This is a genomic window from Rhizobium sp. 'Codium 1', assembly GCF_020889605.1.
GTDB classification, from domain to species: Bacteria; Pseudomonadota; Alphaproteobacteria; order Rhizobiales; family Rhizobiaceae; genus Allorhizobium; species Allorhizobium algae.
This window is the reverse complement of the sequence record NZ_JAJGPW010000005.1, coordinates 181,903-205,416: the sequence shown is the minus strand read 5'-3', so window position 1 is coordinate 205,416 and position 23,514 is coordinate 181,903. Positions and strand designations below refer to the sequence as shown.

Sequence of the window (23,514 nt, the reverse complement as noted above, 5' to 3'; positions counted from 1 at the left end):
TGCCCTTCCGCTCACTTGGCCGCTTTTTCATCGCCAGGCAGCACGTAGTCCGTGCCTTCCCAGGGCGAGAGGAAGTCGAAATTGCGGAATTCCTGCTTGAGCTCGACCGGTTCGTAGACAACACGTTTTGCGCTGTCGTCGTAGCGAACCTCGACGAAGCCGGTCGTGGGGAAGTCCTTGCGGAGCGGATGTCCTTCAAAACCGTAATCGGTCAGAATGCGGCGCAGGTCCGGGTGATCCGTAAAGAGGATACCGTACATGTCCCAGGCTTCACGCTCGAACCAGTCGGCGCCCGGAAAGACCGGACAGGCCGAAGGCACGGGCTTGAATTCGCCGGTCGCGACCTTGATGCGGATGCGCAGGTTCTGGCGCGGCGACAGCAAGTGGTAGACCACGTCGAAACGGTCTTCGCGCTTGGGATAGTCAACGCCGCAGATGTCGATCAGGTTGACGAAGCCGCACTGGACGTCGTCGCGCAGGAAGGTCAGAAGCGAGATCAGATTCTCGGACTTCGCCGTCAGCGTCAGCTCGCCAAAGTTGATTTCGCTCGACGCGATCAGCGCACCGCGCATTTCGGCGAGGTAGGAAGCGAGCTCGTTCAGGGCTTCACTCATGTTCTCAGTCCCTTCGCCTTACCGCTCGATCGTGCCCGTGCGCCGGATCTTTTTCTGCAGGAGCATCACGCCGTAAAGCAGAGCTTCTGCCGTGGGGGGACAGCCCGGCACGTAGATATCGACCGGCACGACGCGGTCGCAGCCGCGCACGACGGAATAGGAGTAATGATAGTAGCCGCCGCCATTGGCACAAGAGCCCATCGAGATGACATAGCGCGGCTCCGGCATCTGGTCATAGACCTTGCGGAGTGCGGGCGCCATCTTGTTGGTCAGCGTGCCGGCGACGATCATGACGTCGGACTGACGCGGGCTGGCGCGCGGCGCGAAACCGAAGCGCTCGGCGTCGTAGCGCGGCATGGAAAGCTGCATCATCTCGACGGCGCAGCAGGCCAGACCAAAGGTCATCCACATCAAAGAGCCGGTACGAGCCCAGTTGATCAGCTCGTCGGTCGAGGTGACCAGAAAACCCTTGTCGGCGAGCTCATTGTTGATCTCGCCGAAGAAGCGGTCATCGGCGCCAAGAGGCTTGCCGGTGTTGGGATCGATAATACCCTTCGCCTGCGGCGCGATCATCGTATCGGACTGGATCACTCCCATTCGAGCGCCCCCTTCTTCCATTCATAGATAAAGCCGACGGTGAGAACACCGAGGAAAACCATCATCGACCAGAAGCCGAACCAGCCGATTTCACCGAAGGAGACTGCCCAGGGAAACAGGAAGGCGACTTCGAGGTCGAAGATGATGAAGAGGATCGACACCAGGTAGAAGCGGATGTCGAACTTCATGCGGGCATCGTCGAACGCATTGAAGCCGCACTCGTAGGCCGACAGCTTCTCCGAATCAGGCGCCTTGTAGGCCACGGCAAACGGCGCCACCAAGAGCGCGATACCGATAATCAAGGATATGCCGATGAAGATGGCGATCGGAAGGTAAGAACCGAGCAGTTCAGTCATCATATCACCCTGCTTGTCTCGCATGCCTGATGGCATCTAGGGCGGAGTCGACAAGCCGTAAATAGAGTTGCAACGCGCCGTGGTTAGCGCAGGCAGCCACCCAGCGCAAGTCCAACCAAAGCCTTTTCACCCGATACCCGAGGGCACCTTACCAGCGGGTAAAATGTGTGTCTCGCGCAATCGCGCGTGCGATGCAAAAAGTTGTGGTGGAGGCTTTTTTTTGGAGTTTTAGAAGTGGCGCGAGTGACGGGGCTCGAACCCGCGACCTCCGGCGTGACAGGCCGGCACTCTAACCAACTGAGCTACACCCGCGCATTTCCAAATCGGGGTTCAAGGCGATCCCCGTCGAGCGGCTTGCCGTTCGATGACCGGCTCTCTACGGGGTTCATTTGGAGGTGTCAAGCAGCATTCAAAACAAATCCGCGACCACTCGATTTTTTGCCAAGAGCCCTCCCCCACACCTCCTGCGGGCATCGTGTTCGCGACAACGCGCCGCAGGCGGAAAACAGGGATTCTCGTCGCTTATCCACATGGCGCGCTCACGCTGCATGACAAAAAAACAAAAAATCTGCATAATCGCTCTTGCGGATTTTGCCCGATCCGCATAGATCACGGCCACCGACGCGGCGGAGATGATCCGGTCAGCGCACGGGCGATTAGCTCAGTTGGTAGAGCGCCTCGTTTACACCGAGGATGTCGGCGGTTCGAGTCCGTCATCGCCCACCATTTTTCCCGTCAGTTTTGCATCTTTTTTCGTCTTACATGCATGGCTTTGCCGGCCTGCTTGACCTCGAAGGCCCCAGTCTTGAGCACCAATTTGCTCAGGTTGCTCGAACCAAATGTTCCAGAATCAAAATTAAGTTTGGCATTCGACAATTGCTTTCCCAGCTCGGAGAGAGGGACCCATTCCTCACCTCCCTTCATGATGGACAGCACTTTCTCCAGAATCGGAATTGCGTCGGTCGCGCTCCGCAGAGGACTGGCAGCCTTCGGCTTCCCCCCAGGGGCCGTCTTGGCCATTAGGCTCTCGGTATAGATAAACTCCTGGCAAGCCTTACGGAAGCATTCGGGCGCCCTCTGCTGTCCAAAACCGAACACCTCAAGGCCATGTTCGCGGATTCGTGCAGCGAGCCGGGCAAAATCACCGTCCGATGTCACGAGGCAGAATCCATCGACCCGCCCACTGTACAGCAAGTCCATCGCATCAATGACAAGGGCGATGTCCGAGGAATTTTTCCCGGTCGTATAGGCAAACTGTTGTTGCGGAATGATTGCGTGGCGCATCAACGTGTCGGCCCAACCCTTGGAGCCGGCACTGGAAAAGTCGCCATAGATTCGCCTGACACTCGCCTCGCCCAAGCGCGCGACTTCCTCGAACACCCCGTCCGCAGCCTTGCTTGAAGTGTTCTCGGCGTCGATGAGGACTGCAAGACGACGGTGACGACTGCTGGCTGCCATGGATTTTCCTGTCCGTAGATCTCTGGAACTCAACCGATAGAAAATTAATTCACATACAACCTATCATCGTTTCTTTGACAAAGCGTGACCGCCGCATAGATCGTCAAAGGCCCGCCGGATCGCTCCAGCGGGCCAGTTTCTTTCTGAATTCCTGAGCCGCTTACTTCCCGCCGATTGGCCTAGTCGCTGCCGCCTTCTCGACCATATCAGTCACTTCGGCACGGCGTGCACCCTCAAGCGGCATGCGCGGCATGCGGACGCGCTCTGACCCGCGGCCCATGATCTGCTCGGCGAGCTTGATCGACTGGACGAGGTCGTGTTCGGCGTCGAGATGCAACAACGGCATGAACCAGCGGTAGATGCGGCGCGCTTCCATCCAGTCGCCACGGTCGGCGGCAGCGACCAGCGCCACCGATTCGGCCGGGAAGGCACTGGTGAGGCCGGAGACCCAGCCCTTGGCGCCCAGCATCAGGCCTTCGAGCGCCACGTCGTCGAGGCCGGCGAAGATGTCGTAGCGGTCGCCGAAGGCGTTGATCAGGTCGGTGAAGCGACGCGGGTCGGGCGCGCTTTCCTTGACGGCCTTGATATTCTTCACGCCGTCAAGCGCTTCCAGCACTTCCGCGCCGATGTTGACGCGGTAGGCCGGCGGGTTGTTGTAGAGCATGATCGGCAGGCCGGTTGCGTCCGCCACCGTCTTGAAATGAGCGACGAGTTCGTGCGGCTTCGGCACATAGACCATGGCCGGCAGAAGCATCAGGCCATCGGCGCCGATCTTTTCCGCATCGCGGGCATAGGCTGACGCGCGGCGCGTGTCGAATTCCGATACGCCGGTGACGATCGGCACGCGGCCGTTCACCACCTCGACGGCGGCCTTCAGGATGGTGCGCTTTTCTTCCGGATCGAGCGAGTTGTTCTCGCCGCAGGTGCCCATGACGATCAGGCCGTTGACGCCATCGTTGACGAGGGCGTCGAGCACGCGCTGGGTGGCGTCGATGTCGACCGAATAGTCTTCGTGGAATTGAGTCGTTGCGGCGGGGAATACGCCGTGCCAGCCGGTGGTCATGGGAAACTCCTGTTGATGAGGTGTATTCACCGTATACAGTTTGTCGACAAAATCAAGGGGCGCCCGTGAGGGCTGCGGGAGCGGTGTTTGGCGAGTTCAGAGGTTGGGGAGTTGTGCGGCGGCGGCAATATTGCGCGCCACATAATCCTGGATCTGGCGCACGATCTGGTCGGCATGGGCGACCGACAGACTGTCGGCCTCCTCCACATCGCCTGATCGGATCGCCTCGATGATCTTCTCGTGTTCCTCGACATAGCGGCGTGGCAAGCGATCGTCGAAGGTCTGATAATAGAGGCGCAGGATCCGGCGCCCCTCGTCCAGCAGGCGAGTGAAGAAGGATGTGTAATAGGGATTGCCGGCGCGCTCGGCGATGGCGACGTGGAATTCGCGGTTTGCCTCGATCATGGCAAAGGCGTCCTGTGCTTCCACGGCTTTTGCGAAGCTCTCCTGATGACGGACAATTTCGGCCATCCAGGCATCGCCGGAACGCTCGGCAGCACCACGCGTGGTCACACGGTACATCAGGCAGAGCGCCTCGAAATAGGTCGGCAGGCTGGAAAAATCGATGACGGCAACGATCGTGTTGCGGTTGGGCAGACTGGTGACCAGCCCCTCGGAGGTGAGCCGCAGCAGCGCCTCGCGAATCGGTGTGCGCGACATGCCGAAATGTTCGGAGAGACGCGTTTCATCGAGAGGACTGCCCGGAGCGCGTTCCATGGTCAGGATTTCGTGCCGCAGCGCCTTGTAGACCGATTCGGTGCCGGAGCCGCGTGTGCGCGGCCCCTCAGCCTTGCCATTCTCGGTGTGTGCGATGCCTGTCTCGTCCATGCCCATCGTCTCGCTCTGCCGGCAACCGCCGCAGCCTGTCATTCGGCGTCAGAACAGCGGTTAACAGCCGCGAAAGTCAAGGCTGGCATTCAAGCGGCGGAGGGATTCTCTTACCCCTGCAATTCCGGGCGGGCCTCGAGATACCATTCGACGAAGGCCTTCACGCCGTCTTCGAGCTTTGTGGTCGGCGTATAGCCGGTCAGCGCCTGCAGGAGATCGGGTGCCGCGTAGGTGCGCGGAACATCGCCCTTCTGCATCGGCAGCATGTGGCGGATCGCCGGCTGGCCAAGTGCCTTTTCCACCAATTCAACGAAATCCATCAGGTTTTCAGGCTGGCCGCCGCCGATATTGACCAGGCGGTAAGGCGCCTGGCGGGAGAGCGTCTCGATCCCCTCATCGTCGACGCGATTCGATTCGTCCGGGATGGCATGCGAGATCCTGACGATCGCCTCAACGAGATCGTCGATATAGGTGAAGTCGCGGCTCATCTTGCCTTCACCGTAGATCTCGATCGGTTGATCCTTCAGCATCAGATCGACGAACTTGAACAGCGCCATGTCCGGCCGGCCCCATGGGCCATAGACCGTGAAGAAGCGGAAGGCCGTGGTCGGCGTCTTGTAGAGATGGGCATGGGCATGCGCCATCAGCTCCATCGACTTCTTGGTGGCGGCATAGATGGTCAGCGGCTCGTCGGCGCGGTCCGTCTCGCGGAATGGCACCGTCGGATTGGCACCATAGATCGAGGAGGTGGAGGCGAGCATCAGGTGCTTGACCTTGTGTCGCTCGGCAAGCTCGATGATGTTGTAGGAGCCCGTGACGTTGGACGTCAGATAAGATTGCGGGTTTTCCAGGCTGTAGCGTACACCCGCCTGGGCCGCGAGGTGGATCACCACATCGGGTTTGGCCGTGGCCATGGCTTCTTCGACCGCCGAACGATCCTCGAGCATGGCAATGACCGGCTTGAAGGCCGGATACTGCGCAAGGGCCGCGTGGCGCATGTGCTTGAGCTTGACGTTGTAGTAGGGCGTCATGCCATCGAAGCCGGTCACCTCATGTCCGTCCGCCAGAAGCCGGCGGGCGAGATGGAAACCGATGAAGCCGGCTGTGCCGGTGATGAAGTAATGCATGCTCAGGCCTTTGCGGTCCGCTTGCCGATCGGGAGGTGCTTGAAGCCGTATTTCGCCATCTCCTCCGGCTTGTAGATGTTGCGCAGGTCGACGATGACGGGCGCCTTCATCTCCTGCTTCAGGCGGCGAAAATCCAGCGCACGGAACTCGTCCCATTCGGTGACCACGACGATGGCCTCGGCATCGGTCGCGATCTCGTAAGGGTTCGTGCCATAAGTGACAGGGCCAAGTACGGCCTTGGCCGCCTCCATGCCTTCGGGATCGAAGACATGCACGTCGGCGCCACCATCGAGCAGCGCCTGGACAATGGTGATGGCGGGCGCATCGCGCATGTCGTCGGTGTTCGGCTTGAAGGTCAGGCCGAGCACGGCGATCTTCTTGCCGCGCACAGTGCCGTCACAGGCGGCGATCACCTTGCGGCCCATGGCGCGCTTGCGGTTGTCGTTGACCATCACCGTCGTCTCGATCAGGCGCAACGGGCTGTCGAAGTCCTGCGCCGTCTTGACCAGCGCCAGCGTGTCTTTCGGGAAGCAGGAGCCGCCATAGCCCGGCCCGGCATGCAGGAACTTGTCGCCGATGCGCTTGTCCATGCCGATGCCCTTGGCCACTTTCTGCACATCGGCCCCGATATTCTCGCAGAGATCGGCAATCTCGTTGATGAAGGTGATCTTCATCGCCAGGAAGGCGTTGGCGGCATATTTGATCAGCTCGGAGGTGCGGCGTTCGCAGAAATAGAGCGGCGCCTCGTTGAGATAGAGCGGACGGTAGACTTCTCGCATCAGTTCGGTGGCGCGTCCGTCGCCCGTGCCGATGACGATGCGGTCGGGACGTTTGAAGTCGGAGATGGCGGCCCCTTCCCGCAGGAATTCCGGATTGGAGACGACGGCGATGTCCTTGTCCGGAAATTCCTCGCGGAAGATGCGCTCGATTTCGTCGCCGGTGCCGACAGGGACCGTGGACTTGGTGACCACCACCGTAAAGCCGGTGACGGCGGCGGCGATTTCGCGCGCGGCGGCATAGACGTAAGTCAGGTCGGCATGACCATCGCCGCGGCGAGACGGCGTGCCCACAGCAATGAAGACGACATCCGCGTTTGCGACGGGGCCAGCCAGATCAAGCGAGAAGCTCAGGCGGCCGGAAGCGCGGTTATGGGCAATGATCGCTTCGAGCCCCGGCTCGAAGATCGGCACTTCGCCGCGCTCCAGCGCCTCGACCTTTTCGGTCGACTTGTCGACACAGATCACCTCGTGACCGAAATCCGCCAAACAGGCTCCCGACACCAGGCCGACATAACCCGAGCCAATCATCACAATGCGCATTGAACACCTATCCTGACCATGATTGCATCCGGCTGCCGTCCGTTCCGCTATGGCGCGTAGAACACGACGCAGAGATGACAAACCTGTTAAGTCGCGCAGAATTCGTCATCGCATCCGAAGTGATCCGCGACGATGCGAGGAAATCCTGCCCCCCGTCTCGGTCTAGCCATCGATAGCAAATCTGTCAAAACCCATTGACGGGACGGTTAACCGAGCGGCGTGAGGTTTGCCCGCAGCCTTTGGTGTGCGGCTTCATCGAGCGAGAAATTCCACATCAGGGTGATCGCGGCGAGCTTGGGAAGGATGGGCAGGAAGGCGTAGAGGGCGGCCAGCATCGTCAGGGCCTCCGGCGTCTGGGCCGCCGACTGGCTTCCGATGAATCCGGCGAGGTCGAGCAGTGGGAAGACGATGCCGGCGGAGAGTGCGACCGCTAGCTTGGTGATAAAGCTCCAGGCCGCGAAATAGAGGCCGGAGCGCTGTTCGCCGGAGGCGACCGTGTCATTGTCGATGACGTCGGCCTGGATCGCCGGCGGCAGTGTCAGGTCGAATCCGAGCAGCAGGCCGGTGACGACGCAGACGATCGTGAAGGCGAAGACATCCCCCTCACCAAGGAAGCCGGCAACCGAGAAGACCGCGCAGGCCAGCATCATGGCGAAGCACCAGGCGCGATGCTTGCCGAGGCGCCGGGCGGTTGCGACCGCCAAGGGCACGCCGGCGATGGCGCAGAGAAAATACGTGAAGAGCAGTGGCCCCTGCAGTGCCGGCGCACCGAGGCGCTGCCCTACGAAATAGATAAACAGCGAGGCTGGAATGGCATTGGCAAAGCTGTTCAGCAGAAAGGCGGAGGCCAACCGCAGGAACGGGCCATTGGCGCGCAGATGGCGAAACCCCTCCCGCAAGGATAGCTTGCGCCGGGAGAAGTCGACCGGCTCGGGCACTGTGGTTACGGCGAGCAGACCCGTCAGCGGCAGCATCACGGCAATGAAGACGGCGATCCAGGCGAGGCCGTGAAAACCGATCGCGGTGTGGAGCCCCCCGACGAACGGGAGTGTGATGGCGATCAGCGATCCAATGAGCGTCGCCCCCTCCCGCCACGCCGAAAGCTTCACACGCGCCTGGTAGCCGGTCGCGAGTTCAGCCCCCCAGGCCGTGTAGGGCAACAGCGACCAGGTGGAACCGATGGAGAGCGCCACGCCCCAGAACGCGAGATAGCCGATGCTGGCATCCTCCGGCGGCCAAAACAGCATGAAGGCCGCGAGCGCCGTCAGCGGCGTGGAGATCAGGAAGAAGAAACGGCGGCGGCCGAAGCGGGATCGTACGCGGTCGGAAAGCCAGCCGAACAGGGGATCGGTGACCGCGTCGATCAGACGGATGCCGAGCAGCACGATACCGATCGTTGCCAGCGACATGGCGAAGTGATCCGCGTAAAAGGTCGGCAGAACGATGTAGAAGGGCAGCGCTATGGCGGCCATGGGGATCGCTGGCAGGGCGTAAAGCGCGAGGCGAGAGGGCGCCGGAGCCTGGTGTGTCATGATATCCCGATCAATTGGCTGTCTCAGACGTCTACGATTTTGCCGCGCTTGCGGTTTTACCGGAACGACGGCAGCGTTCGGAACAGTAGATGACGCTCTCCCAGTTGCGCTCCCACTTCTTGCGCCAGGCGAAGGGTCTGCGGCAGGCGGGGCAGGTCTTGTCGGGCAGATCGCCCTTGCGGATCATTTTCGGCATTTCGCTCCCTCGCTTCCTGCGCTGCAATTCGCATCTGAGGGCTGAGCGGATCACTTCAGGACAATCAAGCTGTTGAAGCTTGCCACCCCCTGCCCCACTTGCTAGCTCGAAGCCACAATCACGGGAGAGACATCACGATGCGAGAACATAAATTTGGCCGGACGGAATTCACGGTCAGCGATATCGGCTTCGGCGCATGGCAGATCGGTGGGTCCTGGGGCGAGGTTTCCGAGGCCGACGGCCGGGCAGCGCTCAATGCGGCCCTCGATGCCGGCATGACCTTCATCGATACGGCCGACGTCTATGGCGACGGCCGGTCGGAAAAGATCATCGCCGAGGTGCTGAAGGCACGCGGCGGCGAGCGGCCGATGGTGGCGTCCAAGGCCGGTCGCCGGCTGAACCCGCATGTGGCTGACGGTTACACCAAGGCCAATATCGAGGCGTTCATCGACCGCTCGCTGAAGAATCTGGAAATCGACAGTCTCGATCTCGTGCAGCTGCACTGCCCACCGACCGAAGTCTATTATCGACAGGACATGTTCGAGGGGCTCGAAGAGATCCGCAAGGCCGGCAAGATCAAGCACTACGGTGTCTCGGTGGAAAAGGTCGAGGAAGCGCTCAAGGCGATCGAATATCCGGGTGTGGCTTCGGTGCAGATCATCTTCAACATGTTCCGCCAGCGTGCCGCCAGCCTGTTCTTCCAGGAAGCCAAGCGCCGCAACGTCGCCGTCATCGCGCGCGTGCCGCTGGCAAGCGGGCTGCTTTCGGGCAAGATCACCGCGAGCACACAGTTTGCTGCTGAAGACCACCGCAATTTCAACCGCAATGGCGAGGCCTTTGACGTTGGTGAGACCTTTGCGGGTGTGCCTTTCGAGACAGGTCTCGCGGCGGTCGAGGAAGTCCGCAAGCTGGTACCATCAGGTGCCTCGATGGCGCAGTTTGCGCTGCGCTGGATCCTGATGCATGAGGCCGTCACGGTCGTCATCCCCGGCGCCCGCAATGGCGAGCAGGCCAAAGCGAATGCGGCAGCGTCCGATCTGGCAGCCCTCTCTGCCGATCTCATGGCTGCATCGCGCGAGGTCTATGAACGCCTGATCGCGCCGCATGTGCACCACCGCTGGTAGCAGGCGGGCGCTCTCAAAAGGACGAGGCCGGGTGAGCGATCACCCGGCCTCTCTTTTATCAAAACGTCGATTCGTCGATCAGTTCGTGCCCTGCAGGTTCACTTCCCAGAACAGCGTTTCGCCGGACGAATCGTCCACACCGTCGTTGTCGGTGACCGCAAAGGCCTTGCCCGAGGCGTCGAAGGCAAAGCCTTCGAGCTTGTCGACCACGTAGCCATTGGTGGCGGCCTTCAGGTCCGGAATGAAGTCGTGGACTTCTTCCTTGGTGACCGTCGGAAGCTGCTCGCCGAGCTTGGCGGGCTTCAAATCGGCGACGGCAACTCGGAAAAGCTTCTTGAGCTTGGCGTTGTCGCCGATCTGGTTGTCGCGCTCGACGATATAGACATAGTCGCCATGGGCGGTGATTTCCGACAGGCCGACCCAGCCTTCAGCGGCCTTTTCCAGCGGATAGCGAACGGCGCCCCATTCCTTGGACTTGGGGTTGTAGGAGAGGAGCTTCACCGAGCCCTTCTCGTCGTCACCCCATTCGCGCTGAACTGCCATCCAGAGGGTCATGTCGTCACCGGTGCCGACACTGGTGACACCTTCGAGGCCGAAGCGGGTCTGGCCTGCGAGCAGTTCAACTGGAAGGCCGATCTCGGCCTTGATCTCACCCTTGGCATCGACATTGTAGAGGCCATGGCCGACGAGCTTGGCAGCATCGCCTTCCGAGGCCAGCCAGAAGCCGCCCTTGCCGTCCAGCGCGATACCTTCGAGATCGAGCTTCTGGGCAGCGGCGCCGCCGCGGGTGACCGGCAGAGCCGAGGTGATGACGGCCGGCTTCTGCGTTGCGTCGATCGTGTAGATGGTCGGCTGCATCGCGTAGAAACTGTCATTGACCGCATAGAGCGTGCCTGCCTTTTCGGCATCGCCGACGAGGCCAGACAGAGCGCCCCAGCCGATCGGTGCACCATCGACCATGGCCGACTTCAGCATTGGATAGGCAGGCGTGCCTTCAGCCAGTTCATAGAGCATGACATGCGAGCGCGGGCCGCCGTCTTCGCCGAGGTCGACCTCGTTGGCGGTGACCAGCAGGTTGCGCGACGGAATGGCAACGGCGCCTTCCGGCGATACACCGGACGGCAGAAGCTGTGTCAGTTCCGGCTCGGCGCCGGTGTCCTTGTAGACCGCGGCGATCGAGGAACGCTCGGACAGAACGAAGAAGTAGTTGTGATCGCCGAAGGTTGCGACTTCCATGCCTTCCGGCTCGACGCCCTTGGACTTGGCACGCTTGTCGGGAAAGTGACCGATCTGGGCGATGGCCATTTCCAGCGACGGACCGGACTCATAGGCAACCTTGCCGGTCTTGTCGAAGATGGTGAAACTGCGCGAGCCACCGTTCCAGTCGCCTTCATTGGCAATAACCAGACGGTTGTCGTCGAGCCACTTCACGGCATCAGGCTCGCGCGGAACGCCTTCCCTTGTACCGGTGAACTTGAGTGCTCCATCCGACTTGGTGTCGATACCTTCAAGGTCGACCGTACCGGCAGAAAAATGGGCCTTCACGTCACCGGTCTTGCCGTCGACGATGGCAATGTGGTTGTTTTCCTGCAGCGTCACGGCGATTTCGCCGAGGCTGTTGATCGCGACGAATTCCGGCTCCGGATCCTCAGGTGCAATCTCGGCGAGACCGGTCAACGTGACGCGCTTCATCGAGCCGCAATCAGCAACGCCATCGTTGAGCGACAGGATGACGAGGTCACCGGCCGGCATCTGCGGCAGGGCGCCATCGTTCAGGTCTTCGTCACGCTCGTTTTCGATGGCGATGGCGACGAACGAGCCGTCCTTGGCCACGGCGACCGAATCCGGCTGACCGCCGATATCGCAGGTGGAATCGACAGCCTTCGAGGCAATGTCCACGATGGCGAGCTTGCCGGACGGGCTGGTAAAGTTCTCGGAGGTGTTGACCCCGACGAGTACCTTGCCGCCAGCGACAGCCACGGAAGTCGGCTCGCCGTCCATCATCACAGCGCCCGCAGCCTTCGGTGCCCTGGCGTCCGTGATGTCGATGAAGCCGATGCCACCGAGCGGGCTGTCGGAGTAGATCAGTGTGTTGCCGTCTTCCGAGGCGGTGATGATCTCGGCAGAGGTGGTGGTCAACTTGTCCTTGTCGGCCGGCAAATTGGCGGCGACCGGGAAGGCGGCAATGCGGTTGAAAACCTGTTCGGCAGCGGCCGGCAGGGCCACGGATGCAAAAAGCGCCGCCGTCAGGGCGACGCGGGAGAGACCATGGGTCATCGGGAAACCTCCAGTATCCAGAAATGGAACAAGAGGTTTCTGGGGCAGTCGGGTGACAGTCGGATGACAGATTGGCGGTCGTCCGACGTTTCCTGCCGGATATCCCGATAAGCTGTTCCTATAGGTTGCTGTTCTCGAGACCTGTCATTGGGACGCCGGCGATGCTTCCTTGCCGGCCTCGCGCAACATCAGGAAGAGTGAAGCCCCGAGGATCAGCAATGCGCCCAACCAGAGATAGCCGCTCGGCGCATAGCCGAAGACCAGCCAACCGGCAAAGACGTTGAGCGGGAGCTTCAGGTCGTCAAACGGCTGAACATAGGCCGCGTCAGCGGCATTGTAGGCGAGTGTCAGCAGATATTGCCCAAAGGCCGTCAGCAGACCGGCGGCGAGCAACAGCCAGAGGGTGAGGCCTTCCGGCACAGCGAAGCCACCGGCCACTGCGAGCCCGGCATTGATCGGCGTCAGCAGAACCAGCAGCCAGACCGTGACCGTTTCCGGTGCCTCGTAATGCGTAAGGTTCTTCATGATCAAAGAGGAACCGCCCCAGAGCAGGGCCGAAAAGACCGGCAGGAGGGCGGCCAGGGTGAAGCTGTCCGACCAGGGCTGGAGGATGATCATCGCGCCGACGAAGCCCGTCAGCGTCGCAAGCCAGCGGTCGCGGCCGACGGTCTCGCCGAGAAAGAGGCGTGCGCCGATGATGATGAAGAAGGGCGAGGTCATGACGAGAGCGATGGCCTGCCAGATCGGGACGGTGGCGAGGCCCGTGACCCAGGCCTGCACGCCGAAGGCGGCCAGCAGGACCCGCAGGATGTGGCGCACCGGATAGTCGGTCTTCATGGCACGCAGACCGAGCCGGAAGAGCAAGGGGAGAGAGAGGACGAGGGCAAAGCCATATTGCCAGAAGGCTGTTGAGGCCGGCGGGAAACCGAGCGTCATGGCAAGCCATTGCGTGACGACGTTGAGAGCGGCGAAGGCGACGCCCGCCAGAACCATGAAACCGGCGCCGAGGACGGCCCGGGAGCGCAAGAGCGAAACGGAGCTCTGATTCATGTCATTTTTCCTTTTCCAAAGGACCAACACAAACCAGGACAGATGAGGACGACGAAAAGCGCACCCGGACGGGCACGGATCTGCGCAGCAACGCCTCCGCGATCCGCAGCGAGCGGAACAGGGGCGTGGCCTGACCTCATTCTCTTTCATCCGGACTTTAACCGTCGGCTCCGGGTTTGCACCGGATCTGCTGACCCTGCCTTTCGCGAATGAAAGGCAGGCGCTCGCGGGCTTCGGGTTTCCCCGTTACCGCCGGTGGGGAGTTTCACCCCGCCCTGAGAACGAATGCCGGTACAACCGGCGCCTCACAGATAAGACAGGTCTCGCTGCAGCGCAAGAAGGGCAAAAAGAAAGCCCGGCACTAAGCCGGGCTCACCAGTATGTCAGCTGACCATCGGCACCGAAGGGTGCGACGGTCACGACGGATCAGCTGTTGACAGCGTCCTTCAGGCCCTTGCCGGCCGTGAACTTCGGAACGTTGCGAGCCGGGATGTCGACTTCAGCGCCGGTGGACGGGTTGCGGCCCTTGGAGGCTTCGCGACGGCCAACGGTGAAGGCGCCGAAGCCAGCGAGACGAATGTCGCCGCCGTTCTTCAGTTCAGCCTGGACCGTTTCAAAAACGGCATCAACGGCAGAGGCAGCGTCAGCCTTGGTGAGGCCAGCCTTCTCGGCGACCGCGGATACGAGTTCGTTCTTGTTCATGTTTCCACCCTTTCTGATTGGTATGAAACGACTCAAATGATTAAGTCGGGCGGAGAATACGAAAGCTTCTGCCCTTCGCAACTCAAAAGCACCTGAAAGCCCCGGAAAACAAGCCTTTCACGCGGCATTTCACAAAAAAGGCTGGCATAAATGCCAGCCTTTTTGTCGGTTTTGGAGCTTTGTGGCTCACTTATGGCAGATTTGCCTCAGTGAGCGATGGTTGCACCGGTTTCATCGGTGCCATCGACCACGCCGATCGCCGGCGTATCAACGGTTCCATCCCACTCGATCGGCTCGGGGACACGGACCAGGGCGTGCCTGATAACCTCGCCCATGCGCGACACCGGAACGATCTCCATGTTGTTCTTCACATTGTCCGGAATGTCCGCCAGATCCTTGGCGTTCTCTTCCGGAATGAGAACTTTCTTGATGCCACCGCGAAGGGCTGCGAGCAGCTTTTCCTTCAGGCCACCGATCGGCAGGACACGACCGCGCAGGGTGATTTCACCCGTCATGGCGACGTCCTTGTTGACCGGGATGCCGGTCATGATCGAGACGATCGCCGTTGCCATGGCAACACCTGCGGACGGACCATCCTTCGGGGTCGCCCCTTCCGGAACGTGAACGTGGATGTCGGACTTGTCGAAACGCGGCGGTTCGACACCGAAATCGACGGCGCGCGAACGGACATAGGATGCCGCTGCCGAAATCGATTCCTTCATCACTTCCTTCAGGTTGCCGGTGACCGTCATGCGGCCCTTGCCGGGCATCATGACGCCTTCGATGGTCAGCAATTCGCCGCCCACTTCCGTCCAGGCCAGACCCGTGACAACGCCGACCTGGTCTTCGCCCTCGGCTTCGCCGTGGCGGAAGCGCGGAACGCCCAGATATTCGTTGATGTTCGCACCGGTCACGGCAACCGAGGTCACCTTGCCCTTGATGATTTCGGTCACGGCCTTGCGGGCGAGCTTCATCAGTTCGCGTTCGAAGGAGCGCACACCGGCTTCGCGGGTGTACTGCTGGATGATCGCCATGATCGCCGAATCCGCCACGGAGAATTCTTCCGGGCGCAGGGCGTGTTCCTTGATCGCCTTGGGCAACAGGTGCCGCTTGGCGATTTCGAGCTTTTCATCCTCGGTGTAACCGGCAATGCGGATGATCTCCATGCGGTCCATGAGGGGACCCGGGATGTTCAGCGTATTGGCAGTCGTGACGAACATGACATTCGACAGGTCGTATTCCACTTCGAGATAGTGGTCCATGAATGTCGAGTTCTGTTCCGGATCCAGCACCTCGAGCAGGGCCGACGACGGGTCGCCACGGAAGTCCATGCCCATCTTGTCGATTTCGTCGAGCAGGAAGAGCGGGTTGGACTTCTTGGCCTTCTTCATCGACTGCACGATCTTGCCGGGCATCGAACCAATATAGGTGCGGCGGTGACCACGGATCTCCGCTTCGTCACGGACGCCACCGAGGGCCATGCGCACGTATTCGCGGCCGGTCGCCTTGGCGATCGACTTGGCGAGCGAGGTCTTGCCGACGCCCGGAGGACCGACGAGGCAGAGGATGGGGCCCTTGAGCTTCGTCGCGCGCGCCTGAACGGCGAGATATTCAACGATGCGTTCCTTGACCTTGTCTAGACCGAAATGGTCCTCGTCGAGGGTCTTCTCGGCCGCGTTGAGGTCGATCTTGACCTTGGACTTCTTGCTCCAGGGCAGACCGAGCAGCCAGTCGAGGTAGTTGCGCACGACGGTGGCTTCCGCCGACATCGGGCTCATGTGGCGCAGCTTCTTCAGCTCCGCATCGGCCTTTTCCTTGGCTTCCTTGGAAAGCTTGGTCTTGGCGATGCGCTCTTCCAGTTCGGCCATCTCGTCACGGCCGTCTTCGCCGTCGCCGAGTTCCTTCTGGATCGCCTTCATCTGTTCGTTGAGGTAGTATTCGCGCTGGGTCTTTTCCATCTGGCGCTTGACGCGCGAGCGGATGCGCTTCTCGACCTGCAAGACGGAGATCTCGCCTTCCATGAAGCCGAGCGCCTTTTCCAGACGCGTCTTGACGCTCACCGTTTCCAGCATTTCCTGCTTTTCGGTGATCTTGATGGAGAGATGCGAAGCGACCGTGTCGGCCAGCTTCGAGTAGTCCTCGATCTGGCTCGCGGCACCGACGACCTCGGGGGAGATCTTCTTGTTCAGCTTGACGTAGTTTTCGAATTCGGAAACCACCGAGCGGGACAGCGCCTCGATTTCCACGGCATCTTCTGCCGGTTCGGCAAGGATGATGGCCTTGGCCTCGTAATAGTCCTCGCGGGCCGTGTAGGCCTCGACCTTCGCACGTGCGCGTCCCTCGATCAGCACCTTCACGGTGCCGTCGGGCAGCTTCAGGAGCTGGAGCACATTGGCGACGGTGCCGACTTCGTAAATCGCGTCGGGCGTGGGATCGTCATCACTCGCATTGATTTGCGTGGCCAGCATGATCTGCTTGTCGGAACCCATCACCTCTTCCAGAGCGCGGATGGATTTTTCACGGCCGACGAACAGCGGGACGATCATGTGAGGAAACACCACGATGTCGCGCAGAGGAAGCACCGGATAGGTGTTCACCTCGTTTGCAGCTGACGTATTCGTCATTTCACTTCCTTTCAAACGTCCCGGGGAAACCGGGACTCCATGCCGACCCAAAAGAGGCGTCAGGCATACTTTCGATCCTCCAACAAGTGGAGTGGCGCCTCCGCCAATTCAAGTCTGCCGCCAAGGCCGGCGCCGAATCTGTGACGCCAGAATGACAAACCTCGTCGGCTTTCACACTACAAATCAAACCTGATGCGAGGCATTCGCGTCGCTTCGTCGCCCGGCTGGCTCCTCACAATCATATGGGTGGTCGCAGACAGGGATACGCGGCGATGGCATCAAGCACACAGGCGTTCACTCTCGCCCTTGTTCTAGCCCAATCAGCGCGCCTGACAACTGCGGAATGCCGTATATGCGCAGGCGGGCCGCGAAAACCACAGGCAACGGCAAAAAAGGTCATCTTAAACGGAAAAGCCCGCCACAAGGGCGGGCTCTTCGTCTGAATTGATCCGGATCGATCAGGCGGAAGCGTTGGCCTTCTCTTCCTGACGGTCGGCATAGATGTAGAGCGGACGGGAGCTGCCGTTGACGACGTCGTCGGAGATGACAACCTCGCGGACACCTTCCAGCTCCGGCAGTTCGAACATCGTATCGAGCAGGATCTTCTCCATGATCGAACGAAGGCCACGCGCGCCGGTCTTGCGGGTGATCGCCTTGCGGGCGATTTCGCGAAGCGCGTCCTCGTGGAAGGACAGTTCGACATCCTCCATCTCGAACAGGCGCTGGTACTGCTTGACGAGCGCGTTCTTCGGCTCGGAGAGGATCTGGATCAGCGCGTCCTCGTCCAGGTCCTCGAGCGTTGCCAGAACGGGCAGACGGCCGATGAATTCCGGGATGAGACCGAACTTGACGAGATCTTCCGGCTCCAGTTCACGCAGCACTTCGCCAACGCGACGATCGTCTTCCGCCTTCACCGTTGCGCCAAAACCGATCGAGGTCTTTTCGCCGCGGGCAGAGATGATCTTGTCGAGGCCGGCAAAGGCCCCGCCGCAGATGAATAGGATGTTGGTCGTATCCACCTGCAGGAATTCCTGCTGGGGATGCTTGCGACCACCCTGCGGAGGAACGGATGCGACCGTGCCTTCCATGATCTTCAGCAGCGCCTGCTGGACGCCCTCGCCCGATACGTCGCGGGTGATCGAGGGATTGTCCGACTTGCGGGAAATCTTGTCGACTTCGTCGATGTAGACGATGCCGCGCTGAGCGCGCTCGACATTGTAATCCGCAGACTGCAGGAGCTTGAGGATGATGTTTTCGACGTCTTCACCGACGTAACCGGCTTCGGTCAGGGTCGTGGCATCGGCCATGGTGAAGGGAACGTCGATGATGCGCGCCAATGTCTGGGCCAGATAAGTCTTGCCGCAGCCGGTCGGGCCGACCAGCATGATGTTCGACTTCGCCAGTTCGACTTCGCCGCCCTTGGAGGCGTGCGACAGGCGCTTGTAGTGGTTGTGAACGGCCACGGACAGGATCTTCTTCGCCTGCTTCTGACCGATCACGTATTCATCGAGAATCTTGATGATGTCCTGCGGCGTGGGAACGCCGTCGCGAGACTTGACCATCGAAGACTTGTTCTCTTCGCGGATGATATCCATGCAGAGTTCGACGCATTCATCGCAGATGAACACAGTCGGTCCGGCAATCAGCTTGCGGACCTCGTGCTGGCTCTTGCCGCAGAAGGAACAATAAAGGGTATTCTTGGAGTCACCGCCGTTGCTTCCGCTGACTTTGCTCATGTCTTTATCCTTCCAGCACGCCGCGCCACCGCAGTCACGGCAGGGCGGTCACTCACACTGTCCGGCTCCCACCGCCGCCGTTGGGGGGAACCTCTTCCGATCCGGAGCTACTAGCCGATCCGACCATGTCGGAGCGGCGGCAACGAAAACTCCCAGTCTCGGCAGACTATGTCATAAAGATTCAACATAGCCTTAATCCTACTAATAGCGCTTTTACGCCGACTTTAAACCCCGCCTGCCATCACGTCTGCCGGCATCTGGCCGATGCCGGCGGCAGAAGCGCGGATCAAGCAGACGGTGCAGCGCCTTCCATTTCGACGCGCGAGGTCAGGATACGGTCGATCAGACCCCAGTCCTTGGCTTCGCTCGATTCCATGAAGTGGTCACGATCAAGCGTGTTCTCAACTTCGTCATAGGTCCGGCCCGTGTGCTTGACATAGACCTCATTCAGGCGACGCTTCATCTTAATAATGTCACGAGCATGACGTTCAATGTCGGAGGCCTGGCCCTGGAAACCGCCAGAGGGCTGGTGAACCATGATGCGCGCGTTCGGGGTTGCGAAGCGCATACCCTTTTCGCCAGCAGCCAGCAGCAGCGACCCCATTGATGCGGCCTGGCCGATGCACAGCGTCGAAACGGCCGGACGAATGAACTGCATCGTGTCGTAGATCGCCATACCCGACGTGACGACACCGCCCGGCGAATTGATGTAGATGGCGATTTCCTTCTTCGGGTTCTCGGCCTCGAGGAACAGAAGCTGGGCGCAGACGAGCGAGGCCATGGTGTCTTCGACCGGCCCTGTCAGAAAGATGATCCGCTCCTTCAGCAGTCGAGAAAAAATGTCGTAGGAGCGCTCGCCACGATTGGTCTGCTCGACGACCATCGGCACCAGAGCGAGAGCGGTATCAACGGGATTTCTCATGTCGGTCCTTTTCAGCCTCTCCCCGGCACGTTCGGTGGCGGGAATCACGTAATCTTTGTCAATCCCTACATAGAGTGTCCGCACCCCGACATTCAAGACATGAGGACCGGATATCCTTAATGGTCAAAATGCGTCGAGCGCTGCAGAACCTGAGTTTCCCGTCGGTCGACAGCGCGCTTGGAGCCATCACCTCGGATCGATACACAAGAAACGGCTAACATGGTGAAATTTCGGTAAGCCTGGCTTTCACCCACGTCCGGGAACCAACACGATCCTGGGGGTATTCATAGTGACTGCTTAACCTGCTTGAGCCATTCTTGGGCGATAATCTGCCGCTTTCATTTCAGGAATTTGATCGTGATTGACGTGAAGACCGCGTTTTTTCTCTGGGTGATCCAGGCCAACACGCTTGCGATTCTGCTGATTGCCATCTGGCTGCATGCACGCGATCAGAAGCATTTCCTCTGGTTCGGCATCGGCTTCCTATTCCATGCCAACGGTCTCGGCATGGTGGGGATGCGCGGGCAGATCCCCGACTTCATCTCGATCCAGGTGGCCAACACCCTTTCGCTGGTCGGCTTCAGCTTCTGGGCAAAGGGGCTAGCCGCCCTCGATCACCGGCCGGGCTCGCCTTTTTTCCTGCTGCCGCCGCTCCTCTGGATCGTCGGAAACTTCGTTCCATCCATTCGGGACGACTTCGCCTTCCGGGTCTCGCTCTACAATGCAGGCGCCTCGCTCGGCTTTGCGATCCTGGCGGTGATTGCATCGCGCGCGCGCTTCAGCACGAGCCGCGACCGGACGCTTCTCACTCTTCTCTGGGGGATGCAGGTCATTGCCGGCATCGGCCACATCGTCGTTGTCCTGCATCTACGGCCGACGAGTTTCGCCGATGATTTCTTCGGGATGTGGATGGGCACGTTCGTTGTGATCTGCTTCATCACATCGGCCGTCATTCTCGCCAAGATCACGATGGACCGCTCGGAGGAACAACTGCAGGCTCTGGTCCGGACAGATCCGCTGACCGGGGCGCTCAACCGGCGCGGTTTTTCCGAGGCCTATCAGAGGCTGGCGGAGACCTCCCCCCTCGACATGCTCGGGGTTCTGGTTTTCGACCTCGATCACTTCAAGCAGATCAATGATCGCTACGGCCACACGACCGGCGACAGGGTGCTGCAGGAATTTGCAAAGGTCTGCCGCTCGCTTCTGCCGCAGCGCGCCGTCTTCGCGCGCACCGGCGGCGAGGAGTTCGCCGCCATCCTGGCCATCTCTGAGCCGAGGGATGCGGCGCTCTTTGCCGAAACCGTACGGCTGGCATTCGCAGACCGCAGCTTTCCAACCGGCGAGGCACCCATCTCGGTCACCACGAGCGTGGGCATCTCGGTCAGCCCGCTCCATACGGCCAATCTGGATCATCTCCTTTCGGAGGCCGATCTTGCGCTCTACACGGCCAAGGCGCAGGGGCGAAACCGGACCTCGGTTCGCGCCGGCAACAGGACCGTCACCGTCCCGCCTTCCCGGGAAGAGAGCCCGCTGGAAGAGGTCGACCGCCAGGCTGATCGGCATGTGGCCATCCTCAATCGCATCTCCGCCGTTGCCCACAAGCTGAACGACTGAGTGGCATCGCCTCCCCTTGCGCTGGGCAATGCAAGGGATAAACAGGACGGCATGACACAGACCTCGTTTCTCTCCATCGATCCGGCCATGCGCCGGGTCTCGCTCAACGCCCGCGATCCCGGCTTCTACGGTGATCCGAACCGCACATATGCGGCGCTCCATGCAAGCTGTCCGACCTTTTACTGGGAGGAGCAGAAGCAGTGGTTCTTCACCGGATATGACCATGTGAATGCGCTTCTTCGCGATCGCCGCTTCGGCCGGCAAATCCTGCATATTGCGACGCGCGAGGAGCTTGGCATGGCCGAGCCCGCCGCACATACCCGACATTTCGACAAGGCCGAGGAACACTCGCTCCTGGAAATCGAACCGCCAGAGCACACGCGGTTGAGGACACTGGTCAACCGTGCCTTCGTCTCCCGTCACGTGGAGAAGATGACGCCCGAGATCGAGGCGCTGGCCAACCGCTTGATCGACACTTTCGAGAAGGATGGCCAGACAGAGCTTCTTTCGAGCTTTGCCGATATCATTCCAGTGACGATGATCGCGCGGATGATCGGCATTCCCGAGACCATGGGACCTCAGCTCCTCAAATGGAGCCACGACTATGTCGGCATGTACATGTTCAAGCGGACCCGTGCTGACGAGGACGCCGCAGATCGCTCCGCCAAGGAATTTGCAGACTATGTGCGTGAAGTCATCGCCGAGAGACGGAACGAGCCGCGCGACGATCTCTTGAGCCACATGATCCATACCGAGCACAAGGGGCAGTTTCTCACCGAGGACGAGCTGATCTCGACGACCATCGTGCTGTTGAATGCCGGGCACGAGGCCACTGTGCACCAGATCGGCAATTCGGTTCGGGTAATCCTCGAAAGCGGTATCGATCCGGCCGTGCTGTTCACCGACGAGAAGTCGACGGAACGGACCGTGGAAGAGACGCTCCGGATCGGTGCGCCGGTGCACATCTTCCAGCGCTGGTGCCTGGAGCCCTGCGAAATCGACGGCGTGTCCTTCAAGCGTGGGGACAAGGTGAGCCTGATCCTGGCTGCCGCCAATCTCGATCCGCAGAAATTTCCTGATCCGCTCACCTTCAAACCTGATCGCGACGAAGGGGCCAATCTTTCCTTCGGAGCCGGCATCCATTTCTGCATCGGCGCGCCGCTCGCCCGTCTCGAGCTCAACATCGTGTTGCCGCTGCTCTTCAAGCGGCTGCCGGGACTGAAAATCGCGGAGACGCCCGCGGTCAAGGACGTCTATCATTTCCACGGACTGGAGCGGCTCGACCTTCGCTGGTGAGGTCGGACGTGTCCGTGTAGCGGGCCGTCAGGCTTTCGACGGCCTGACGCATGGCAAGACGCAGGTCTGGCGGGTCGAGCACCTCAACCTCCGTTCCAAGCTTGAGCATTTCAGACACGGCCATGCGTTCATGCGCCACGGGTAGCCGGAGAGTTCGCCAGCCGCGCTCGTCAGGTTCTCCGATGAATTCCAGATTGGTTCGGACATAAGGCGGCGCCATGTGCCCGATTTCCTTCAAGCCCCAGGGGGAGAGCCTGATGGTGGCCCAATCGGGGTAAAGCTCGCGTTCGAGCCGACGCGTGCTTTCGCGCCAATAGGCCGCAAGGTCGAACTCTATCGGCCAGTCGAAACGTTCGTCTGTGACGAGGAGATCGAGGACGCGGGAGATGCGATAGGTGCGCGCCGCAGCATCGACGCGGGCGACGAGATACCAGGCGCCGCCCTTCATCACGATGCCGAGCGGTTCGGCGACCCGGTTCTTTTCCGCCTTCCAGGAGCGATAGCGCATTCGGATGCGTTTGGAGTTCCAGACCGCATCCGCAATCGCCTGGAGGTGGGCGGGCTGCTCGCCCTCAGCCAACCAGGCGGGCGCATCGAGATGAAATTTCGACTGCATGCGCCGGGCACTTTCGCGCAGATCCTCGGGCAATGCGGCAGTGAGCTTCTTCTGCGCGCCAGCCATCAGGGAACCAAGGCCGAGATCGGCTGCAGCTCCAGGGATGCCGGAGAGAAACATGGCCTGCGCTTCGGCGGGGGTGAGGCCATTGAGCCGGACGCGGTATCCATCCAGCAACCTGTAGCCACCGTCGGAACCGCGCTCGCTGTAAACGGGGATGCCCGACAGCGAAAGAGCGTCGATGTCGCGATAGATGGTGCGCACCGACACATCGTTTTCCGCGGCCAGCGCCTCGGCCGTTACCAGCCCCTTTGCCTGAAGCGTCGTCAGAATATTGATCAGCCGGCTCGCGCGCATCGAAAAAAACCTCGTCTCGATGAATATGCTAAACCAACCTGACAGGTTCTGACAGGTATGGTGGCGCATTCTCCCCTCATCGCCGCGTGGCGAAACGCATTTCAAA

Annotated in this window: 20 protein-coding genes, 2 tRNA genes and 1 riboswitch; of the genes, 4 read left to right on the top strand and 18 right to left on the bottom strand. The window is 60.6% G+C overall.

Annotation, left to right across the window (positions count from 1 at the left end; genetic code table 11):
• Nucleotides 1–11: 11 nt before the first annotated feature.
• The 4 genes from LJE98_RS14555 to LJE98_RS14540 all read right to left on the bottom strand — a co-directional run bounded on the left by LJE98_RS14555 (nucleotide 12) and on the right by LJE98_RS14540 (nucleotide 1,879).
• The gene (locus LJE98_RS14555; protein ID WP_112242697.1) at nucleotides 12–614 is read right to left on the bottom strand and encodes an NADH-quinone oxidoreductase subunit C; all 603 of its coding nucleotides are present in this window, start codon (nucleotides 612–614) and stop codon (nucleotides 12–14) included.
• A gap of 18 nt (nucleotides 615–632) precedes the next feature.
• Entirely contained in the window at nucleotides 633–1,211 is a 579-nt protein-coding gene (locus LJE98_RS14550; RefSeq protein WP_229575942.1) for a NuoB/complex I 20 kDa subunit family protein, read from the bottom strand.
• Nucleotides 1,202–1,567 carry an NADH-quinone oxidoreductase subunit A gene (locus tag LJE98_RS14545; RefSeq protein WP_006727567.1) on the bottom strand — a complete coding sequence of 122 codons (366 nt, stop codon included), beginning with the start codon at nucleotides 1,565–1,567 and terminating at the stop codon, nucleotides 1,202–1,204. Before LJE98_RS14545 ends, LJE98_RS14550 begins: the two co-directional genes overlap by 10 nt.
• A 235-nt stretch (nucleotides 1,568–1,802) precedes the next feature.
• Nucleotides 1,803–1,879: transfer RNA gene (locus tag LJE98_RS14540), tRNA-Asp, on the bottom strand.
• A gap of 338 nt (nucleotides 1,880–2,217) precedes the next feature.
• On the opposite strand from LJE98_RS14540, the gene LJE98_RS14535 reads away from it, so the two are divergent.
• Nucleotides 2,218–2,293, top strand: a tRNA-Val gene (locus LJE98_RS14535).
• A 9-nt stretch (nucleotides 2,294–2,302) separates the two neighbouring features.
• On the opposite strand, the gene LJE98_RS14530 is transcribed toward LJE98_RS14535, so the two are convergent.
• The 7 genes from LJE98_RS14530 to LJE98_RS14500 all read right to left on the bottom strand — a co-directional run bounded on the left by LJE98_RS14530 (nucleotide 2,303) and on the right by LJE98_RS14500 (nucleotide 9,090).
• On the bottom strand, nucleotides 2,303–3,025 hold the full coding sequence (locus tag LJE98_RS14530) for an NYN domain-containing protein (RefSeq protein WP_229575941.1): 723 nt from the start codon (nucleotides 3,023–3,025) through the stop codon (nucleotides 2,303–2,305).
• A 160-nt stretch (nucleotides 3,026–3,185) separates the two neighbouring features.
• A complete protein-coding gene (locus LJE98_RS14525; RefSeq protein ID WP_229575940.1) occupies nucleotides 3,186–4,088 on the bottom strand; it encodes a dihydrodipicolinate synthase family protein in 903 nt (300 codons plus the stop codon).
• A 96-nt stretch (nucleotides 4,089–4,184) separates the two neighbouring features.
• Complete coding sequence (locus LJE98_RS14520; RefSeq protein ID WP_229575939.1) at nucleotides 4,185–4,922, bottom strand: GntR family transcriptional regulator; 738 nt, start codon at nucleotides 4,920–4,922, stop codon at nucleotides 4,185–4,187.
• A gap of 104 nt (nucleotides 4,923–5,026) precedes the next feature.
• Nucleotides 5,027–6,043: an NAD-dependent epimerase/dehydratase family protein gene (locus tag LJE98_RS14515; RefSeq protein WP_229575938.1), complete on the bottom strand. Its 1,017-nt coding sequence runs from the start codon at nucleotides 6,041–6,043 to the stop codon at nucleotides 5,027–5,029.
• 2 nt (nucleotides 6,044–6,045) lie between these two features.
• On the bottom strand, nucleotides 6,046–7,362 hold the full coding sequence (locus LJE98_RS14510) for a UDP-glucose dehydrogenase family protein (protein ID WP_229575937.1): 1,317 nt from the start codon (nucleotides 7,360–7,362) through the stop codon (nucleotides 6,046–6,048).
• A gap of 206 nt (nucleotides 7,363–7,568) precedes the next feature.
• Nucleotides 7,569–8,894, bottom strand: a complete 1,326-nt coding sequence (locus LJE98_RS14505) for an MFS transporter (protein WP_229575936.1) — start codon at nucleotides 8,892–8,894, stop codon at nucleotides 7,569–7,571.
• Between the two features lie 31 nt (nucleotides 8,895–8,925).
• The gene (locus LJE98_RS14500; protein WP_229575935.1) at nucleotides 8,926–9,090 is read right to left on the bottom strand and encodes a DUF2256 domain-containing protein; all 165 of its coding nucleotides are present in this window, start codon (nucleotides 9,088–9,090) and stop codon (nucleotides 8,926–8,928) included.
• Between the two features lie 137 nt (nucleotides 9,091–9,227).
• Between LJE98_RS14500 and LJE98_RS14495 the strand changes: the two genes are divergently transcribed.
• Nucleotides 9,228–10,214, top strand: a complete 987-nt coding sequence (locus tag LJE98_RS14495; protein ID WP_229575934.1) for an aldo/keto reductase — start codon at nucleotides 9,228–9,230, stop codon at nucleotides 10,212–10,214.
• A gap of 78 nt (nucleotides 10,215–10,292) precedes the next feature.
• Here the strand turns inward: LJE98_RS14495 and LJE98_RS14490 are convergent, their stop codons facing one another.
• The 6 genes from LJE98_RS14490 to LJE98_RS14465 form a co-directional block, all read right to left on the bottom strand.
• A complete protein-coding gene (locus LJE98_RS14490) occupies nucleotides 10,293–12,491 on the bottom strand; it encodes an esterase-like activity of phytase family protein (protein ID WP_229575933.1) in 2,199 nt (732 codons plus the stop codon).
• Nucleotides 12,492–12,635: 144 nt separating this feature from the next.
• The gene (locus LJE98_RS14485; RefSeq protein ID WP_229575932.1) at nucleotides 12,636–13,541 is read right to left on the bottom strand and encodes a DMT family transporter; all 906 of its coding nucleotides are present in this window, start codon (nucleotides 13,539–13,541) and stop codon (nucleotides 12,636–12,638) included.
• A 134-nt stretch (nucleotides 13,542–13,675) separates the two neighbouring features.
• Nucleotides 13,676–13,828: riboswitch (FMN riboswitch) on the bottom strand.
• A 139-nt stretch (nucleotides 13,829–13,967) separates the two neighbouring features.
• Nucleotides 13,968–14,243: a DNA-binding protein HupB gene (gene hupB / locus LJE98_RS14480; RefSeq protein WP_147182257.1), complete on the bottom strand. Its 276-nt coding sequence runs from the start codon at nucleotides 14,241–14,243 to the stop codon at nucleotides 13,968–13,970.
• Nucleotides 14,244–14,449: 206 nt separating this feature from the next.
• Nucleotides 14,450–16,867, bottom strand: coding sequence for an endopeptidase La (gene lon, locus LJE98_RS14475; protein ID WP_229575931.1), 2,418 nt, complete (start codon nucleotides 16,865–16,867; stop codon nucleotides 14,450–14,452).
• Between the two features lie 458 nt (nucleotides 16,868–17,325).
• The gene (gene clpX, locus LJE98_RS14470) at nucleotides 17,326–18,603 is read right to left on the bottom strand and encodes an ATP-dependent Clp protease ATP-binding subunit ClpX (protein WP_229575930.1); all 1,278 of its coding nucleotides are present in this window, start codon (nucleotides 18,601–18,603) and stop codon (nucleotides 17,326–17,328) included.
• Nucleotides 18,604–18,889: 286 nt separating this feature from the next.
• Complete coding sequence (locus LJE98_RS14465) at nucleotides 18,890–19,525, bottom strand: ATP-dependent Clp protease proteolytic subunit (RefSeq protein WP_229575929.1); 636 nt, start codon at nucleotides 19,523–19,525, stop codon at nucleotides 18,890–18,892.
• Nucleotides 19,526–19,882: 357 nt separating this feature from the next.
• Between LJE98_RS14465 and LJE98_RS14460 the strand changes: the two genes are divergently transcribed.
• Entirely contained in the window at nucleotides 19,883–21,139 is a 1,257-nt protein-coding gene (locus LJE98_RS14460; protein ID WP_229575928.1) for a GGDEF domain-containing protein, read from the top strand.
• A gap of 51 nt (nucleotides 21,140–21,190) precedes the next feature.
• A complete protein-coding gene (locus tag LJE98_RS14455; protein WP_229575927.1) occupies nucleotides 21,191–22,435 on the top strand; it encodes a cytochrome P450 in 1,245 nt (414 codons plus the stop codon).
• On the opposite strand, the gene LJE98_RS14450 is transcribed toward LJE98_RS14455, so the two are convergent.
• Entirely contained in the window at nucleotides 22,383–23,408 is a 1,026-nt protein-coding gene (locus tag LJE98_RS14450) for a helix-turn-helix transcriptional regulator (RefSeq protein WP_229575926.1), read from the bottom strand. The two genes, LJE98_RS14455 and LJE98_RS14450, sit on opposite strands and share 53 nt — an antisense overlap.
• Between the last annotated feature and the right edge of the window lie 106 nt (nucleotides 23,409–23,514).

Excerpts from the sequence above, each read along its gene's own strand:
- LJE98_RS14555 (WP_112242697.1), bottom strand. The coding sequence starts at position 614 with ATGAGTGAAGCCCTGAACGAGCTCGCTTCCTACCTCGCCGAAATGCGC.
- LJE98_RS14550 (WP_229575942.1), bottom strand. The coding sequence starts at position 1,211 with ATGGGAGTGATCCAGTCCGATACGATGATCGCGCCGCAGGCGAAGGGT.
- LJE98_RS14545 (WP_006727567.1), bottom strand. The coding sequence starts at position 1,567 with ATGACTGAACTGCTCGGTTCTTACCTTCCGATCGCCATCTTCATCGGC.
- LJE98_RS14530 (WP_229575941.1), bottom strand. The coding sequence starts at position 3,025 with ATGGCAGCCAGCAGTCGTCACCGTCGTCTTGCAGTCCTCATCGACGCC.
- LJE98_RS14525 (WP_229575940.1), bottom strand. The coding sequence starts at position 4,088 with ATGACCACCGGCTGGCACGGCGTATTCCCCGCCGCAACGACTCAATTC.
- LJE98_RS14520 (WP_229575939.1), bottom strand. The coding sequence starts at position 4,922 with ATGGGCATGGACGAGACAGGCATCGCACACACCGAGAATGGCAAGGCT.
- LJE98_RS14515 (WP_229575938.1), bottom strand. The coding sequence starts at position 6,043 with ATGCATTACTTCATCACCGGCACAGCCGGCTTCATCGGTTTCCATCTC.
- LJE98_RS14510 (WP_229575937.1), bottom strand. The coding sequence starts at position 7,362 with ATGCGCATTGTGATGATTGGCTCGGGTTATGTCGGCCTGGTGTCGGGA.
- LJE98_RS14505 (WP_229575936.1), bottom strand. The coding sequence starts at position 8,894 with ATGACACACCAGGCTCCGGCGCCCTCTCGCCTCGCGCTTTACGCCCTG.
- LJE98_RS14500 (WP_229575935.1), bottom strand. The coding sequence starts at position 9,090 with ATGCCGAAAATGATCCGCAAGGGCGATCTGCCCGACAAGACCTGCCCC.
- LJE98_RS14495 (WP_229575934.1), top strand. The coding sequence starts at position 9,228 with ATGCGAGAACATAAATTTGGCCGGACGGAATTCACGGTCAGCGATATC.
- LJE98_RS14490 (WP_229575933.1), bottom strand. The coding sequence starts at position 12,491 with ATGACCCATGGTCTCTCCCGCGTCGCCCTGACGGCGGCGCTTTTTGCA.
- LJE98_RS14485 (WP_229575932.1), bottom strand. The coding sequence starts at position 13,541 with ATGAATCAGAGCTCCGTTTCGCTCTTGCGCTCCCGGGCCGTCCTCGGC.
- hupB (WP_147182257.1), bottom strand. The coding sequence starts at position 14,243 with ATGAACAAGAACGAACTCGTATCCGCGGTCGCCGAGAAGGCTGGCCTC.
- lon (WP_229575931.1), bottom strand. The coding sequence starts at position 16,867 with ATGACGAATACGTCAGCTGCAAACGAGGTGAACACCTATCCGGTGCTT.
- clpX (WP_229575930.1), bottom strand. The coding sequence starts at position 18,603 with ATGAGCAAAGTCAGCGGAAGCAACGGCGGTGACTCCAAGAATACCCTT.
- LJE98_RS14465 (WP_229575929.1), bottom strand. The coding sequence starts at position 19,525 with ATGAGAAATCCCGTTGATACCGCTCTCGCTCTGGTGCCGATGGTCGTC.
- LJE98_RS14455 (WP_229575927.1), top strand. The coding sequence starts at position 21,191 with ATGACACAGACCTCGTTTCTCTCCATCGATCCGGCCATGCGCCGGGTC.
- LJE98_RS14450 (WP_229575926.1), bottom strand. The coding sequence starts at position 23,408 with ATGCGCGCGAGCCGGCTGATCAATATTCTGACGACGCTTCAGGCAAAG.